Below are 17,071 nucleotides of genomic sequence, written 5' to 3' on the forward strand. Positions count from 1 at the left end.
TAGAGGGACTCGAACCCACGACCTGCTGATTACAAATCAGCTGCTCTAGCCAGCTGAGCTACACCGGCGTCTCAATTCGGTTGCAAATATAAGGCTGTTTTTGAAACTTCCAAATATTTTTTGTGCACTTTTTATTGATTTTTCAGACTACAGCGCGTTAACTTTATCAACCAACTGATTTGCAGCCTCTTCTAATTCTTTATTAATTTGCTTAAAATGCGCTTTTTTATTTTCAACATTTTTCTGATTCACTTTAGTAACCAAATTATCGAATGTTGCGATCGCTTCCGTTACCAAGGCGTCTGAAGCTTCTGTTGGTTTACCAGTGGTCGTCATCTCCCAAATGTAAACTGCCTCGATAATATCACCTAAAACGTAATTGATGTCTTTTTTTAAATTTCTAACGCTTGCCATTTTTCTAATGTTTAAAATTTCGATGGCAAAATTACAACTATTCTTTTGATTACATATTAAGAAATGAATATTTCTAATAATGAAGCGGTTCCACTAAGTTCAAAATCGGTTATTACAGCCGGAATTAACACTGTATCGCCTTTTTGAAAAGCGGTTTCCTTTCCATTGGCCCGGATGGAAAAAGTTCCTTCCGTACAAACCAGGACAGTAAATGAATCGGATGTTTTTTGAAAAGCAAGTTCGCCATCCAACGGAATAAAATTAGTTGTAAAATACGGACAGTCGATTACCGGGTTGGACGTATTCACCTGTTTGGAATAGTCACATTTTGTATTCGAAACGGAATAATCGATTGCATCCAATGCCAGATCGATATGCAATTCCCGCGATTTTCCTTCGGCATCAACGCGATCCCAATCGTATACGCGATAGGTAATATCAGAAGTCTGTTGTATTTCTGCGATAACGATTCCGGCGCCAATTGCGTGAATGGTTCCTGTTTCCAGAAAAAAAACATCGCCCGGTGCCACTTTTATCTCTTTCAGTATCTTGGTAAGCGTTTTGTTTTCCAGATGGTGCAGGTATTCTTCCGGAGAAGCTTCTTTTTCGAATCCTACGATAATCCGCGAATCCGGATCGGCCTGCATGACATACCACATTTCAGTTTTTCCAAACGAATTATGGCGCTTACGTGCCAGCTCATCATTAGGATGTAACTGAATCGACAAATCTTCTTTGGCATCCAAAAACTTAAATAATAATGGAAATGCAGTTCCAAACGCTGCATGGACTTTTTTCCCTAACAAAGCCTCCGGATCCATATCCAGAAGTTCTTCCAAAGATTTACCAGTCAGTTTTCCATTTTTGACAACACTAATATCGCCGGAAACAGTAGATATTTCCCAACTTTCACCTGTAGTTTGTGATACGATGTCTTTATGAAGTAAGGACGATAATTTGGTACCACCCCAAATTCTGTCTTTTAAAATGGGGGAAAATAATAACGGATACCAATCTATTGCCATAAATCTATTAATTCATTTTATTAGATCAGCAAAAATGCAAAAAAGTTTTGTAATTAACCAATACAAACTTTTATTAGTTACGTTAAAAAAACTTATTCCATTGATCGGATTGCTTCAAGTGCTTTAGGCATATGCTGACTTGCATTCATACTATTAAACACCAAACGAACAATTCCGGCACGATCTACAATATAAGTTACCCGTCCCGGTAGCAATCCCAACAGATTAGTTGGAACACCAAATTGCTTTCGAATGGTATTCCGTTTGTCGGCCAGCAAAACAAAAGGCAGTTTATACCGACTGGCAAATTCCTGATGCGAAGCGCTACTATCGCCGCTTATCCCGATTATTTCGGCTCCCAAATCGGAAAAATCTTCATAGCTATCCCGGAAAGCACAGGCTTCTTTCGTACAACCGGGCGTATCGTCTTTGGGATAAAAATAGATCACCAACGGTTTTTTACCCAAAAGTGAAGTTATCGAAAAGACCGCGCCATTAGCATCAGTCGCTTCAAATTCCGGAATACGGTCGCCAACTTTTATGCTCATCTTATTTTCCGTTATAGGTTACAAAATTTCTCGGTGTTTCATAAAGCACCACTTCTAAATCCTTATCGGTTGCTATTTCTTTTCGGAGCTTATCCCATATCACAACAGCGATATGCTCGGCAGTGGGATTCAGGTTTTCAAATTCCGGCACATCAAGATTCAGATTTTTATGATCCAATCGTTCTTCCACTTCCCGTTGAATAATAGCAGCCAATTCGCCAAGATCCATAACATAACCGGTTTCCGGATCGATTTCACCGGTAACACTTACAATAAGTTCATAGTTATGCCCGTGGTAATTGGGATTGTTGCATTTTCCAAAAACGGCCTGGTTTTTTTCGAATGTCCAATCTTTACGATACAATCGGTGGGCGGCATTAAAATGGGCTTTACGGCTAACAGTTACTCTCATGTTTCTATTTTAAACTTTATGTGCTTCCAGATAATGGTAAAACTTATCGAAGATGATTTTAAACCAGACCGTATAGATTTCCGGGTGTAATTCCATATCTTCTTTAACGGCCTCAATGCTCATCCATTTCCAGCTTTCCACTTCATCCGGGTTAATTTGCGGTACTTCATTATAATACCCAATCATCACGTGATCCAGTTCGTGTTCCGTCAATCCGTTATCAAAAGGCGCTTTATAGATAAAAGAGAAAAGCTCTTTTAACTCGGTTGTAAACCCCATTTCTTCCTGTAATCGACGTGATCCGGCCTGGATATTATTTTCCCCTTCCCGCTGATGACTGCAACAGGTATTGGTCCATAATAACGGGGAGTGGTATTTATGATGCGCCCGTTGCTGTAACATGATTTCGTTTTTATCGTTCAGCACAAAAACCGAAAAGGCACGATGCAATACTGCTTTTTCATGCGCTTCCATTTTCGGCATCAATCCTATGGGTTCGTCTTTTTCGTTTACTAATATTACTTTCTCTTCTGTCATAGCTTCAGATTACCTGCCAAAAATACAAAAAAGAAACGGTTTATATCGCTTTCGATCACCGTTGCCGGCACTAAAAAAACAGTCGCATTTTCCGATAATTTAACAGTATTTTTGAGTACCTTCACCGTACAACGTCAAATTAAAAACAAATGAATATTCAGATCCGCCCTTATCAGGATAGCGACAAACCGCAACTTATAGCGCTTTTAAAGCGAAACATTCCCGATTATTTTGCACCGAGCGAAGAAGCCGATTTTGCAGAATATCTGGAACGGCATCTGGAATACTATTTTGTAGTTGAAGTTGATGGCATTGTATTGGGTTCCGGTGGTGTTAACTTGACCGAAGACCGCAAAACAGCCAAGATATCCTGGGATCTTTTTCATCCCGATAGTCAGGGCAAAGGATTGGGATCGGCATTAACCCGATTCCGAATTCAACAAATCCAGGCGATCGACGGAATCGAGCTGATATCGGTACGCACCTCACAACTGGTCTATCCATTTTACCAGAAATTTGGTTTCGAAACCAAAGCTGTCGTAAAAGACTATTGGGATATCGGTTTTGATCTGATTCAGATGGAACGTCCGTTACATCATGCCATCGACAACCCGCAACAATCTGAATAAAGCGTTAAAGCCTGTTATTCCCGATACGAGTTATAGTATCTTTACCGGTAATTTAAAATTCTGTCATGCGGTCGTTATTTATTTTAGTACTTATTGCCACATTATTTTCCGGTTGCCGGGAGAAAGAGCAAAGCATTTCTCCGGAAGCAAAGACCTATCTAAATGAAGTGATCACCCTTCTGGAAACCAAATCCGTCAATCGGAAACACATCGACTGGACAAAATTCAGAACCGATGTATTGGCCCATGCCGGAAAAGCAGTAACGTTACAGGAAGCTCATGCATCCGTTACCTATGCCTTACAATTATTAAAAGACCGCCATAGTTCCTTTAATACACCGCAATCGGAAAACTCCGACAATGAAATAATCCCGGAAATACCATCGGGCACAATTCCAAAAGACATTGGTTATTTATATCTGGGTAATTGTCCGAAAGACGAAGACGAAATCGAAATGTACCGCCAGCAAGTAATCCAACAGATTACCGAACAGGACAAACGCCCAACAAAAGGCTGGATTATAGATTTAAGAGGAAACAACAACGGATCAATCAGTCCGATGCTCGCTGCCATCGCACCTATACTTGGCAACGGAACCATTGGTTATTTTATAAATGACACCAATGAAGAACCGTGGATTAGTGAAAACGGAAAAATATATTATGGCAATACACTTGTTGAAGACCTGCATGAATTTTACAAACTAAAAAACAACGGGCCACCAGTAGCTGTATTAACCGATGGTACTACCCGAAATTCAGGTGAAGCAGTTGCGGTTGCTTTTAAAGGAAGGTCAAAAACCCAAAGCTTCGGAGCCAAAACCTATGGTGCTTCCGTCCTTAATGAAACCTATATACTTTCGGACGGCGCTACGATTTCGATCACGACGGGTTATTTTGCCGATCGCAACAAAACGCCATATAAAAATGGTATCGTTCCCGATACGGAAGCTTCGTCCGATCAGGTCGTATCAAAAGCCATAGAATGGCTTAAAAAGCAGTAAAAATTATCGCGCTATACTTTCCGCAGCTTTCAAGGCGCATTTTTCACCATCGATCGCGGCAGAAATAATCCCACCGGCATATCCGGCTCCTTCACCACAAGGATACAATCCTTTGATCTGTAAATGCTCTAAACTTTCATGATCACGCGGAATACGAACCGGTGAGGAAGTACGGCTTTCCGGCGCGTGCAAAATCGCTTCATTCGTCAGATAGCCTTTCATCGATTTTCCAAAGTCGACAAAACCTTCCCGCATAATCTGCGTTAAAAATCCCGGGAATACCTGTCCTAATTCTACCGAAGTCGTTCCCGGAACATACGACGTTTTTGGAATAGACGTTGATACTTTATGTTGTGTAAAATCGACCATACGTTGCGCCGGTACTTTTTGGGTTTCTCCGGCCAAATGCCATGCTTTTTGCTCGATGGCTTTTTGAAATTCCATTCCGGCCAAGGCACCGAATTTAGCAAACGGCTTAAAATCTTCTAATTTTAATTCGACTACAATACCGGAATTTGCGGTTTCCTGATCCCTTTTTGAAGGCGACCATCCATTGGTCACCACTTCGCCCGGACTCGTAGCACAAGGCGCAATAACACCACCCGGACACATACAAAAAGAATACATGCCACGGCCGTTTACCTGCTTTACGATTGAATACGGCGCCGGAGGAAGGAATTCCCCTCTAAAATCACAGGAATACTGAATACTGTCAATTAAGGATTGCGGATGTTCTGCCCGAACGCCCAAAGCAAACGGCTTGGCTTCGATCAGGATTTTTTTCCGATCCAGCAATTCAAAAATATCGCGAGCCGAATGTCCCGTAGCCAATATAATCTTTTGTGCCAACAGCTGTTCTCCGGTATGAATTTCCACACCGTACACTTCATTATTTTTTACCAGAATATCGGTAACACGGGTTTCGAATAATACTTTTCCGCCATATTCAATGATCTTTTCCCGTATATCCTGAATAATTTTTGGCAATTTATTGGTTCCGATATGCGGATGCGCTTCAACCAAAATATCCGATGAAGCACCATAGGCCACCAACAATTCCAGAATACGGTTTACATCTCCTCTTTTTTTCGAACGGGTATATAATTTCCCATCCGAATAGGTTCCGGCACCACCTTCTCCAAAACAATAATTGGAATCTTCATCTACAATATGATCCCGGTTGATCGCTTTTAAATCCCTACGTCGACCGCGAACATCTTTTCCTCGTTCAATAAGAACCGGACACAATCCCAGTTCGATTAATTGCAAAGCGGCAAAGAGTCCGGCAGGACCGGCGCCAATTACAATTACTTCCTGAGCATTGGTTACATTTTTATAATCCGGCAAATCGATTTTGATTTCCGTAAATTTTTCATCCGTAAAATACACCGCTACTTTCAGGTTGATTTTTACCGAACGCTGACGCGCATCGATAGAACGTTTTACTATCGAAACATGCTGAATATCCGAAACATTGCTTTGTACCAACTTGGCAATATGTTGCTGCAATAATTCCTGATTTGCTGCTACATCCGGAGCAACCTGTATTTGTAATTCTCTTGGCATTTTATGGATTTGATTTTAAATCAGACTGCAAAAATAGTGATTTGCAACAGAAATGATTCCACCCGATTCATTTTTCGGTTTTACAGCTGAATTATCCTTTGTAATTTTGCTCTTTAAATATAAAAAACAATGTCCAGACAAATAAAACTGATTTGGGATTTTCGCGGACCGGCTGCAGCCAAAACAGCCGAACACCACGAGATTCATTTAAAAGAATATATCGCGATGGAAAAATTACCATTATCCATTACCGGGTTTGAAATCCTTAACGAAATGTATGCCATTGCCTATATGGTCGTAACCGACGAAAACATGATTCCGGTTCGCGACGCACTAAAACCACACCGCGGCGAATTGTATTCCGAATAAAAAACACTTCTCCGTTAAAAAAAAAAACACCTGACAGGTTCAGAAACCTGTCAGGTGTATATACAAAAATATATTTTTTTTAATTCGCTACCTCACTGATAAACTTAATGCGCATCAGTCGCAATTCTTCGGTATCATAATCGCCGTCGAATTCTTTTAAGGCATCCTTAATATTATCGGATTCGGATTCCATAAAATATTCGTGAATCTCTTCTTGTTGATCATCATCTAATATATCGTCGATCCAATATTTGATATTCAATTTGGTTCCGGAATATACGATCTGCTCCATTTCTTTTAACAGCGCATCCATATCCAGTCCTTTTGACGAAGCGATATCATTTAGCGATAATTTCCGGTCGATGTTCTGAATGATATAGAGTTTTAAGGCCGAATTGGCTCCCGTTGATTTTACTACAAGATCGTCCGGACGAACGATATCGTTGTCTTCCACATAACGGGCGATCAACGCTACAAATTCTTTTCCGTATTTTTTAGCTTTTCCTTCACCAACACCGTGAACATTACTCAGTTCATCCAGGCTGATCGGATATTTTAACGACATATCTTCCAGCGAAGGATCCTGAAATACCACAAATGGCGGCACTCCGATTTTTTTAGCTACTTTTTTACGCAGGTCTTTCAGCATTCCCATCAGGGTTTCATCTGCCGTTCCTGAAGATTTGGAAGCCGTTACTACGGTTTCATCATCCGACTCGTTATATTCATGGTCTTCCGACATCAAAAACGAATTTGGATTTTTAATAAAATCCTCTCCTTTTGGCGTCAGTTTTAAAACACCGTAGGTTTCAATATCTTTCGACAAAAGTCCGTCGACCAAAACCTGACGAATAAGTGCCATCCAGTATTTTTCCTCAAAGTCTTTCCCTTTTCCGAAAAACAACTGGGCATCGGTTTTATGCGCTTTAATCGTCGCATTGATCTTACCGATCAGCGTAAATATAATTTCTTTGGATTTGTATAACTGCTTGGTGTCGCGAACCGTTTCCAGCAATGTCACCACCTGATCCTGTGCTTCGATTTTCTTTTTCGGATTGCGAACATTGTCATCCATATCGGCACCTTCTCCGTTTACTTCGTCGAATTCTTCTCCGAAATAATGCAACAGGAATTTACGACGCGACATCGATGTTTCCGCATAGGCCACAACCTCCTGTAGCAAAGCAAAACCAATTTCCTGTTCGGCTACCGGTTTACCCGACATGAATTTTTCGAGTTTCTCGATATCTTTATACGAATAATACGCGACACAATGTCCTTCGCCACCGTCACGTCCGGCTCTACCGGTTTCCTGATAGTAACTCTCGAGTGATTTCGGAATATCGTGATGGATCACATAGCGCACATCTGGCTTATCGATTCCCATACCGAAAGCAATGGTTGCCACAACCACTTCCACGTCCTCCATCAGGAACATGTCCTGATGTTTGGCTCTGGTTTTGGCATCCAGTCCGGCATGATACGGTACGGCACTGACGCCGTTTACCTGTAATACCTGAGCAATTTCCTCAACTTTTTTTCGGCTAAGGCAATAGATAACCCCCGATTTCCCTTTATGTTGTTTGATAAAACGAATGATATCGGATTCGACATTTTTCGTTTTGGTACGCACTTCATAAAACAGATTCGGACGGTTAAAAGACGCTTTAAAAGTATTGGCATCAGTCATGTCCAGGTTTTTTAGAATATCTTCCTGAACTTTAGGAGTTGCCGTAGCGGTTAAACCGATCACCGGCACATCACCGAGTTGTTTGATGATATTGCGAAGATTCCGGTATTCCGGTCGGAAATCATGTCCCCATTCGGAAATACAGTGGGCTTCATCAATCGCTACAAACGACAAGGGAACTTCCCGTAAAAAGTGGACATATTCTTCTTTGGTCAACGATTCGGGGGCCACATACAGCAGCTTCGTCAATCCGGAAGTAATGTCTTTTTTTACCTGATTAATTTCTGTTTTTGTCAGTGAAGAATTCAATACGTGCGCGACACCTGCTTCTGAGGACAAGCTTCGAATGGCATCGACTTGATTCTTCATTAAGGCAATCAACGGTGAAACGACGATTGCAGTTCCTTCTAACACCAATGCCGGCAACTGGTAACATAGGGATTTTCCACCACCGGTAGGCATGATAACAAAAGTGTTATTACCTGTAATAATACTTCGAACAACGTCCTCCTGTAAACCTTTGAATTGGTTAAAACCAAAATACTTTTTTAACTCTTTGTGTAAGTCAATTTCGGTTAGTTTCATTATTTATTATACAGTATTTTACATAAATTTGCAGAATATAAAGATACAAAAATCTTTCATACACACAAATTTTATAAAACTTCTGATTTGAGCACTATCGAAAGCATTTTGGCCACAGCCAAAAAAACCATACAATCTGAAAGTGAGAGCATTGCAAATCTGATCAACTACCTGGACGACGATTTTGCAAAAGCCGTAAACCTGATCTACAACAGCACCGGACGCCTGGTAGTAACCGGCATCGGAAAAAGCGCGATTATCGCTACCAAAATAGTAGCCACACTAAACTCAACCGGCACCCCATCGATGTTCCTGCATGCCGCCGAAGCCATCCATGGCGATTTGGGAATGGTACAACCCGGCGATGTGGTGATTTGCATTTCCAAAAGCGGAAACAGCCCGGAAATAAAAGTCCTGGTTCCGTTGTTAAAACGCTTCGGAAATCCTTTGATCGGAATGACCGCCAGTAAGTCGTCTTTCCTGGCAAAAGAATCCGATTATGTTTTAAACGCCTATGTTGAAGCCGAAGCCTGCCCGAATAATCTGGCACCAACCAACAGTACCACCGCACAGTTGGTTTTGGGTGATGCGCTAGCCGTATGTTTGATGGAACTCCGCAATTTTAAAAGTGAGGATTTTGCCAAATACCATCCCGGTGGTGCCTTGGGTAAAAAATTACTACTTCGCGTAAGCGATATGCTGGATGCGACTCATAAACCGGTGGTTAGTCCGGACGCCAGCATCAAAACCGTAATCATGGAAATCTCCGAAAAACGATTGGGCGTAACCGCCGTAGTCGAAAACAGTAAAATCATCGGTATTATCACTGACGGTGATATCCGAAGAATGCTAAACAACCGGGATTCTTTTGGCGATCTAACCGCAAAAGACATTATGACCCAAAATCCGAAAATGGTCAAACCTACCGATATGGTTGTTGATGCTTTTAACATCATGGAAAACAACTCCATCACGCAACTGGTTGTTGCAAACGAAGGTCACTATATCGGCATCATACATATTCACGACATCTTAAAAGAAGGGATTATCTAATGGCAAAGAAAAAAAGCATGAAAGAAATGTCGTTTCTGGATCATTTGGAAGAACTCCGCTGGCTCCTGATACGAAGTACAATTGCCATTTTAGTAGGTGGATGCGTAGCCTATTATTACAGTGATTTTATTTTTGACTCCGTTATATTCGGCCCGAAAGACGGTAATTTCGTAACCTACCGCTTTTTCTGCGAACTGGCTCAGAAATACGATTTAGACAAAAGTTTTTGTTTGACGGAACTTCCGTTCGAACTGCAAAACCGTACGATGGAAGGTCAGTTTGCGATGTTGATCTGGACTTCGATAACCGTTGGATTTATCCTTGCCTTCCCGTTTATTTTATGGGAACTATGGAAATTTATCAGTCCGGCTTTATACGAAAAAGAAAAACGCAACGCCCGATACTTTATTTTCGTATCGTCACTGCTTTTCTTCCTCGGGGTAATGTTCGGTTATTTTGTGATCACTCCACTGTCGATTAACTTCCTGGCCAATCTGACCATTAGTAAATTCGTAGTCAACTCCATCGACATCCAGTCGTATATCGGATTGGTAAAATCCACATCGCTATCGACCGGATTGGTTTTCGAATTACCTATCGTAATTTATTTCCTATCCCGATTGGGCATTGTGACACCAAACTTTTTAAGAACCTACCGGAAATATGCCTACGTTGTCATTTTGATCATCGCGGCTATTGTCACACCGCCGGACGTAATCAGTCAGATTATCGTAACCATTCCGTTGGTTATTTTATACGAACTGAGCATCTTTATCTCCAAATTTGTAACTAAGAAAGAAGAACTGAAAAACTCATAACCATGGCCAATTTAGTACAGGAATTCAACGATTACCGTTCTAAAATGAACGAAAAGTTGTTAAACGATAATAACAAGATCATCAAACGCATCTTCAACCTGGACACCAATGCCTATATGGAAGGTGCTTTGGATGTTAAAACAAAAGAATTATTGGGATTGGTCGCATCGGCCGTACTGCGTTGTGACGACTGTATCAAATACCATCTGGAGACGGCCTATAAAAACGGAATCACCCGCGAAGAAATGATGGAAGCCATGGGAATCGCCACACTGGTTGGCGGAACCATTGTTATTCCGCATTTGCGACGTGCATACGAATTCTGGGAAGCTTTAGAAAATAATTAATTGTTAATTTATTCCGCATTTACGCCTTTATTTGTTTATTTGCAAGGCGATTATAAGGCATAACACACGACCTTACGCAATTTTATACGACTATAAGAATGAAATTAAGAGCTGAAAACCTAATCAAAACCTACAAGAAAAGAAGCGTTGTAAAGGGCATTTCCGTAGAAGTGAACCAAGGGGAAATCGTAGGATTATTAGGTCCGAACGGTGCCGGAAAAACCACTTCTTTCTACATGATCGTAGGATTGGTAAAACCGAATAGCGGTAACATTTACCTGGACGACATGAACATTACCGACTTCCCGATGTACAAACGGGCACAAAACGGTATTGGTTATCTGGCGCAGGAAGCTTCCGTTTTCAGAAAGTTAAGTATCGAAGACAACATTATGAGCGTACTGCAACTAACCAAGTTATCCAAAATGGAACAGGAAGCTAAAATGGAATCGTTGATCGATGAATTCAGCTTACAACACATTCGTACCAACCGCGGGGATTTACTTTCCGGAGGAGAACGACGTCGAACTGAAATCGCACGTGCTTTGGCCACCGATCCGAAATTTATCCTGCTGGACGAACCCTTTGCCGGCGTTGACCCGGTAGCGGTAGAAGATATTCAGCGTATTGTAGCGCAGCTAAAAAATAAAAACATCGGAATCCTGATTACCGATCACAACGTACAGGAAACCCTTGCGATTACCGACAAAACCTACCTGATGTTTGAAGGCGGAATTCTAAAAGCCGGTGTACCGGAAGAATTGGCCGAAGACGAAATGGTACGAAAAGTATACCTCGGACAAAACTTCGAATTACGTCGTAAGAAATTAGAATTTTAAATAAAAATAAAGGGTTATCAAATGATAACCCTTTATTTTTTGATCGTAATCGCCCGGAGATCTTCGCCGTTTCCATTAAAAACATTGATATCCACCAAGCCTTTTATACCGTCAACTTCGGCTTGTTCGGTAAACTGCCACAACAGCCATTCGTCTTTTATATTTTCGACAAAAAAGTTATAATTGGCAATCCAGAATTGATAGCCCTTAAACTCGTCTTTTAAAAAATCTTTATAATAGCTTTCGCCGGAATAGATAATCGGTTTTACTTTATAATGGCGTTCCACTCGTTTTAGCCAACGTTTTAAGCCAACTTTTAAGCTATCCATCGACTGGCCTTCCGGAAGTTTTTCAATATCCAAAACCGGAGGAAAATCGCCTTTTTGCAGTTTTACTGTTTTGATAAACAATTCTGCCTGTTCCAGTGAATTTTCATTTGGTCGGTAATAGTGATACGCACCGCGGACAAAATGATTCTTTTTAGCTTCTTTCCAGTTTTCCTCAAACCGACCGTCGACATAGTTATTTCCAGCCGTGGAACGAATAAAAACAAAACTAAGCGGAAACTCCCCTTCCATTTTATCGATCGCTTTCCAATCGATTTTATCCTGATATTCGGATACATCAAAACCGACCAGTTTTGTATCATGGCGGCTTAGGATTTCAAAAATACGGACATCGGCTATTTTACGTTCCTCGGCACTTAGCTTTCCGGCTACCTTATCGGTTTTAAATCCCAGATAATACAGAAAACCGTTGCGATACTGGTAGACCGTCGCAACCAAAGTAATCGCCAAAGCAATGGCAGCTGCATATAAAATGATTTTCCCGGTCGAAAAGCCTTTTTTAGATTTGGATTTAACTTTGTAATTCCGGGAAACAGGTGTCTTTTTTCGCGGAGCAGTGCGCCTCTTCATGACACTTAAACCGCTTTTACTCCTTTGTTTAGGTTATTTGTGATTACCGAAAGCAACACATAAAACAAAATGATCATCGGAATTCCCAAATACTGGAAGAAGATCAGGAATAAGGCCGAAACCACCATAAACAGTATTTGTGTTTTATTATTCGCCCAACTAAAGTATTTCACTTTTAATGAAAACAAAGGAATTTCGGCGTTTAGAATATAGGCACTAAACAAGCTGATTCCTACTAAAACATACGGATTACTCAACAGGTTGGAAAGTGTTTCAAACTGATTGTCAAATAAAATCATCGGTAAACTCATGATCAATAAGGCATTGGCCGGTGTTGGCAATCCGATAAATGAATCCGTCTGACGCGTGTCGATATTAAACTTCGCCAATCGGTAGCACGATCCTAAAGTGATCAAAAATCCAAGGTACGGTACAATCCCCATATAGAAGGTTTCCGGTGTCAGGTTATAATCCGGTTGGTTTTCCTGAATATCGGCCAGCATTTTATACATCACCACACCCGGAACCACACCACTGGTTACCATATCGGCCAGGGAATCCAATTGTACGCCAAGTGGACTTTGCACTTTTAGCAATCGGGCAAAAAAGCCATCCCAAAAATCAAAAAATATACCCACACAAACACAGGAAAAAGCTTCGTTATAGTTTCCGTTAAAAGCATGAATCAAAGCAAAGATTCCGGCAGAAAGATTTAAAAGCGTAATAACATTGGGAATGTGTTTCTTTACAGACATATATATTTCGTTTTTTAGGAGGTATTGGAAACTCTTGTCACAAGAGACCAAATTACAAATTTTATGACAAAGGTAATACAATAAGTTAATACAAAATAGAGTTTAGTATTTGAGATTTTTATTTCATATTTGTATAAAATAAATGGCTTTGAAAAAAACCTTATTACTATTATTTCTTTTATTTCAGTTTCTTTCTTATAGTCAGTCCATTAGAAAGTATTCCAACGAGTTTATGAATATTGGTGTGGATGCTGCTGCTTTGGGAATGGCCAATGCTGTTGTAGCCCATAGTGCCGATGTCAATTCCGGATATTGGAACCCTGCCGGACTGTTAAAAGTGGAAGGAAAACAGATTGGTTTGATGCACGCCAGTTACTTTGCCAACATAGCCCAGTATGATTATGCCGGTTTTGCCATGAAGATTGACGAACGCAGTGCTTTGGGTATATCGCTGATCCGTTTTGGGGTTGATGACATTCTAAATACCACGCAATTAATCGATAGCCAGGGAAATATTGACTATAACCGAATCAGTTTGTTTTCGGCGGCCGATTACGGTTTAACTTTTTCCTATGCCCGCGCCTTACCGTTAGACGGTTTTAATTATGGTGTTAATGCCAAGATTATCCGTCGTATTATCGGGGATTTTGCCAGTTCCTGGGGATTTGGGTTTGATCTGGGAATCCAATACGAAAAAAACGATTGGAAAGTGGGCTTGATGGTTCGCGATATCACCACGACGTATAACGTATGGACCATCGATGAAGATGCTTATAATAAAATAAAGGATGCCGTACCGGGCGAAAATCAGGAAGCACCGGAAACCACCGAGATTACCCTTCCGAAATTACAACTTGGCCTTTCCAAGAAATTTATCATTCGCTACGATTACAGTATTCTGGCCGCGACGCAACTCAACATGCGTTTTGCCCGAACCAACGATATTATTTCGACCAATGCTGTGAGTATCGATCCGGCAGCCGGTTTTGAATTTGGTTATACCGATCTGGTTTTTTTACGTGCCGGTGTGGGTAATTTCCAAAATGTAAAACAAATAGACAATTCCGAAAAGCTGAATTTCCAGCCGAATCTTGGCCTTGGTTTTAAATACAAAGGCATTCAGGTGGATTATGCATTAACCGACATTGGCGATCAGAGTGTGGCTTTGTATTCCAATATCTTTTCTTTAAAAGTTGATTTAGGCATTTTCAGCAGATAACCCTAACACCGTAAACCATGCGTTCCTTTACTCTTTCGATTCTGACTTTATTTTTACTGTTCACGACTACTAGCTCCGCACAAACCAATTTATTAGTGTCCGAACAAACTGAAGTCAGCTTGTTAACCTGTGGTTCCGGAAATCAGTTGCATTCCCTTTTTGGACATACCGCACTACGAATTCACAACATCCAAAATGGTGTAGATGTAGTTTTCAACTATGGTGCCTTCGATTTTAGTACGCCTAATTTTTATATGAAGTTTGTAAAAGGCGATATGCAATACTTTGTCGCCACCGGTTCGTATGACGAATTTATTCAGAACTACCAATATGAAAATCGTACGGTTTACGAACAAAAATTAAATCTGACACCGGAACAGACACAACAATTGATCAACGATTTGGTAGCCGTACTTTCATCCGATCAGAAATACTACACCTATAAATTTATTGACCGCAACTGTACCACTATGGTTGCCGAACGTATCAACAGCTTATTAAAAACTGCCATCAACACCGATATTCCGGACACTAAAAAGGACTACCGTACGATATTAAATTCCTATCTGGCGAATAGTTTTTATGAAAAACTGGGAATCAATCTTATTTTCGGAGCTAAAGTCGACAAACAGTCGGATAAACTTTTCCTTCCTTTGGAATTAATGGAAGGCGTTTCCAAGACCAAATCAGGTGCGACACCATTGGCTTCCGAAACCGTTACGATATACGAACAACAACCTTCGGAAACATCCGGTTCTCTTTGGAATAACATTTACACTTTTATAGCAGCTCTGGCGTTGTTTGTCGCGTTTGCTCATAAAAAACCGGTTGCGATTGGTTACTTGGCGATTATGGGATTGATGGGATTGTTTTTCGCATTGGTTGGCTTTTATTCCTTCCACGAAGAAGTATCGGCCAACTACAACACTTTGGTGATTAGCCCGATATTCCTGATATCCTTATTCTTTTTAATCGCTAAAAACAAAAAAGGATTCCGAATCAGTGCGTATGCTTGTTTTGTTTCCATGCTGGCGTTTATCGGTTACGCTTTTAACAAAGACCATTTCCTGTTGATGCTTCCGATTATTATAGCCAATACTACGATATTAGTCCGCTTGCTTCGGAAAGAAAAGCTGTAATTATTGTCCTCTGTAGAATAAAACGGTACTCAGCGTTTTAATGATAATATTCACATCGAGAAAAACACTTCGATGTTTGATGTAGTATAAGTCGTATTGCAGTTTTACCATACTATCTTCGATACTTTCCCCATAGGAATAATTCACCTGTGCCCAACCCGTAAGCCCTGGTTTTATAATATGTCGGATCTGGTAAAACGGCATTTTTTGCGAAATCGCATCCACAAAAACCGGACGCTCCGGACGTGGCCCAATCACGGCCATATCGCCTTTTAAGACATTAATAAACTGTGGAAACTCATCGATACGGGAACGGCGTAGAAACTTCCCGAAAGGCGTTATCCGATTGTCATTCGCTTTTGCAAAAACGGCACCATTCTGTTCGGCATTGGTTACCATAGAACGGAATTTATAAATCCGAAACGGGATCCCATTTTTCCCAACTCGTTCCTGAGTATAAAAAAGTGGCCCTTTATTACTGATCAGATTTCCGACACAAACAATTGGCAATAACAGGCAACCGAATAGTAATCCCAAAATAGAAAACAGGATTTCGAAACCGCGCATTACGATCAGATACAAACGATTCTGATTACTACGACTAAACGGGAACAATCGATAAAATTCCTTTTCGGCATATAGAATCGGTAATCGTTGTGTCGCATATTCATAAACCTGCATATATTCCCGGATAATCACCCCTTTTTCAAGCAGATTCAGTAACTGTTGGTATACATCGGGAGCGATCGGTTTGGTATCTTTTAAAGCGATAACCACTTCGGCAACCGAATGTCTTTTTACAAAATGCTCCAGCTCGGCAAAATCGATTTCCCGAAAACCATCGGTATTTTCATTTCCAGCAACCCGGCTTTCGGAAGAAACAAATCCGGCAATCTCATAATGCGGATCGGCCTTTCCTAATTCCAATGCCAATTGTGCAATGGTATCGGGACTACACACAAAAACCACTCTTTTTACAAAACGATGGGAGGCCAGAAAATGCAGGTAGAAAAGACGCCACGCAAACAGACTCAGTAATATTGCGAAAAAGAAGTAAATAATCTGCAAACGATTGGATGGCAATATCGGCGTAAAAACGGGTGTTAGCAAATAGCAAAAAACCGTCATACAGGCCGTTAGGATAATACTTTTAACAATCTGAAACTGATTACTGGCCACCTGCAGGTTATACATTTCGAAAATGG

19 protein-coding genes are annotated in these 17,071 nt (G+C 40.8%); 9 read left to right on the forward strand and 10 right to left on the reverse strand.

The window, feature by feature from the left end:
- Window positions 1–147 precede the first annotated feature (147 nt).
- The 5 genes from Q1R07_RS04025 to idi form a co-directional block, all read right to left on the reverse strand.
- A complete protein-coding gene (locus tag Q1R07_RS04025) occupies window positions 148–414 on the reverse strand; it encodes a hypothetical protein (RefSeq protein WP_300486244.1) in 267 nt (88 codons plus the stop codon).
- A gap of 56 nt (window positions 415–470) precedes the next feature.
- Window positions 471–1,439 carry a type I phosphomannose isomerase catalytic subunit gene (locus Q1R07_RS04030; RefSeq protein WP_300486246.1) on the reverse strand — a complete coding sequence of 323 codons (969 nt, stop codon included), beginning with the start codon at window positions 1,437–1,439 and terminating at the stop codon, window positions 471–473.
- Window positions 1,440–1,531: 92 nt separating this feature from the next.
- On the reverse strand, window positions 1,532–1,987 hold the full coding sequence (locus tag Q1R07_RS04035; protein WP_300486247.1) for a peroxiredoxin: 456 nt from the start codon (window positions 1,985–1,987) through the stop codon (window positions 1,532–1,534).
- A gap of 1 nt (window position 1,988) precedes the next feature.
- Window positions 1,989–2,399 carry a 6-carboxytetrahydropterin synthase gene (locus tag Q1R07_RS04040; RefSeq protein WP_300486249.1) on the reverse strand — a complete coding sequence of 137 codons (411 nt, stop codon included), beginning with the start codon at window positions 2,397–2,399 and terminating at the stop codon, window positions 1,989–1,991.
- A gap of 9 nt (window positions 2,400–2,408) precedes the next feature.
- Window positions 2,409–2,936: an isopentenyl-diphosphate Delta-isomerase gene (gene idi / locus Q1R07_RS04045; RefSeq protein ID WP_300486251.1), complete on the reverse strand. Its 528-nt coding sequence runs from the start codon at window positions 2,934–2,936 to the stop codon at window positions 2,409–2,411.
- Window positions 2,937–3,085: 149 nt separating this feature from the next.
- Here idi and Q1R07_RS04050 point away from each other — a divergent pair, with 149 nt between their 5' ends.
- On the forward strand, window positions 3,086–3,565 hold the full coding sequence (locus Q1R07_RS04050; RefSeq protein ID WP_300486253.1) for an N-acetyltransferase: 480 nt from the start codon (window positions 3,086–3,088) through the stop codon (window positions 3,563–3,565).
- Between the two features lie 65 nt (window positions 3,566–3,630).
- Window positions 3,631–4,569: a S41 family peptidase gene (locus Q1R07_RS04055; protein WP_300486255.1), complete on the forward strand. Its 939-nt coding sequence runs from the start codon at window positions 3,631–3,633 to the stop codon at window positions 4,567–4,569.
- A gap of 3 nt (window positions 4,570–4,572) precedes the next feature.
- Here the strand turns inward: Q1R07_RS04055 and Q1R07_RS04060 are convergent, their stop codons facing one another.
- Window positions 4,573–6,135: an FAD-dependent protein gene (locus Q1R07_RS04060; protein ID WP_300486257.1), complete on the reverse strand. Its 1,563-nt coding sequence runs from the start codon at window positions 6,133–6,135 to the stop codon at window positions 4,573–4,575.
- Between the two features lie 129 nt (window positions 6,136–6,264).
- Here Q1R07_RS04060 and Q1R07_RS04065 point away from each other — a divergent pair, with 129 nt between their 5' ends.
- Window positions 6,265–6,504: a hypothetical protein gene (locus tag Q1R07_RS04065; RefSeq protein WP_300486259.1), complete on the forward strand. Its 240-nt coding sequence runs from the start codon at window positions 6,265–6,267 to the stop codon at window positions 6,502–6,504.
- 79 nt (window positions 6,505–6,583) lie between these two features.
- Here the strand turns inward: Q1R07_RS04065 and recQ are convergent, their stop codons facing one another.
- A complete protein-coding gene (recQ, locus tag Q1R07_RS04070) occupies window positions 6,584–8,779 on the reverse strand; it encodes a DNA helicase RecQ (protein WP_300486261.1) in 2,196 nt (731 codons plus the stop codon).
- Window positions 8,780–8,866: 87 nt separating this feature from the next.
- Here recQ and Q1R07_RS04075 point away from each other — a divergent pair, with 87 nt between their 5' ends.
- The 4 genes from Q1R07_RS04075 to lptB all read left to right on the forward strand — a co-directional run bounded on the left by Q1R07_RS04075 (window position 8,867) and on the right by lptB (window position 11,836).
- The gene (locus tag Q1R07_RS04075) at window positions 8,867–9,832 is read left to right on the forward strand and encodes a KpsF/GutQ family sugar-phosphate isomerase (RefSeq protein ID WP_300486263.1); all 966 of its coding nucleotides are present in this window, start codon (window positions 8,867–8,869) and stop codon (window positions 9,830–9,832) included.
- Window positions 9,832–10,650 (forward strand): twin-arginine translocase subunit TatC, encoded by an 819-nt coding sequence (tatC, locus tag Q1R07_RS04080; RefSeq protein WP_300486266.1) that lies wholly within the window; start codon window positions 9,832–9,834, stop codon window positions 10,648–10,650. Before Q1R07_RS04075 ends, tatC begins: the two co-directional genes overlap by 1 nt.
- A 2-nt stretch (window positions 10,651–10,652) precedes the next feature.
- A complete protein-coding gene (locus Q1R07_RS04085; protein WP_300486268.1) occupies window positions 10,653–10,997 on the forward strand; it encodes a carboxymuconolactone decarboxylase family protein in 345 nt (114 codons plus the stop codon).
- A gap of 98 nt (window positions 10,998–11,095) precedes the next feature.
- Entirely contained in the window at window positions 11,096–11,836 is a 741-nt protein-coding gene (lptB, locus tag Q1R07_RS04090; RefSeq protein ID WP_300486270.1) for an LPS export ABC transporter ATP-binding protein, read from the forward strand.
- A 32-nt stretch (window positions 11,837–11,868) separates the two neighbouring features.
- Here the strand turns inward: lptB and Q1R07_RS04095 are convergent, their stop codons facing one another.
- Window positions 11,869–12,753: a glycoside hydrolase family 25 protein gene (locus Q1R07_RS04095; RefSeq protein WP_300486272.1), complete on the reverse strand. Its 885-nt coding sequence runs from the start codon at window positions 12,751–12,753 to the stop codon at window positions 11,869–11,871.
- 5 nt (window positions 12,754–12,758) lie between these two features.
- Window positions 12,759–13,508: a CDP-alcohol phosphatidyltransferase family protein gene (locus Q1R07_RS04100; protein WP_300486274.1), complete on the reverse strand. Its 750-nt coding sequence runs from the start codon at window positions 13,506–13,508 to the stop codon at window positions 12,759–12,761.
- 232 nt (window positions 13,509–13,740) lie between these two features.
- On the opposite strand from Q1R07_RS04100, the gene Q1R07_RS04105 reads away from it, so the two are divergent.
- Window positions 13,741–14,727, forward strand: coding sequence for a PorV/PorQ family protein (locus Q1R07_RS04105; protein WP_300486280.1), 987 nt, complete (start codon window positions 13,741–13,743; stop codon window positions 14,725–14,727).
- Window positions 14,728–14,744: 17 nt separating this feature from the next.
- The gene (locus tag Q1R07_RS04110; RefSeq protein ID WP_300486276.1) at window positions 14,745–15,866 is read left to right on the forward strand and encodes a DUF4105 domain-containing protein; all 1,122 of its coding nucleotides are present in this window, start codon (window positions 14,745–14,747) and stop codon (window positions 15,864–15,866) included.
- On the opposite strand, the gene Q1R07_RS04115 is transcribed toward Q1R07_RS04110, so the two are convergent.
- Window positions 15,867–17,071 (reverse strand): exopolysaccharide biosynthesis polyprenyl glycosylphosphotransferase (locus Q1R07_RS04115; RefSeq protein ID WP_300486278.1); only part of this gene is annotated, 1,205 nt, incomplete at its 5' end. It abuts the gene before it with no gap.

Source organism: Flavobacterium sp. (genome assembly GCF_030146175.1).
Classification (GTDB): Bacteria; Bacteroidota; Bacteroidia; order Flavobacteriales; family Flavobacteriaceae; genus Flavobacterium.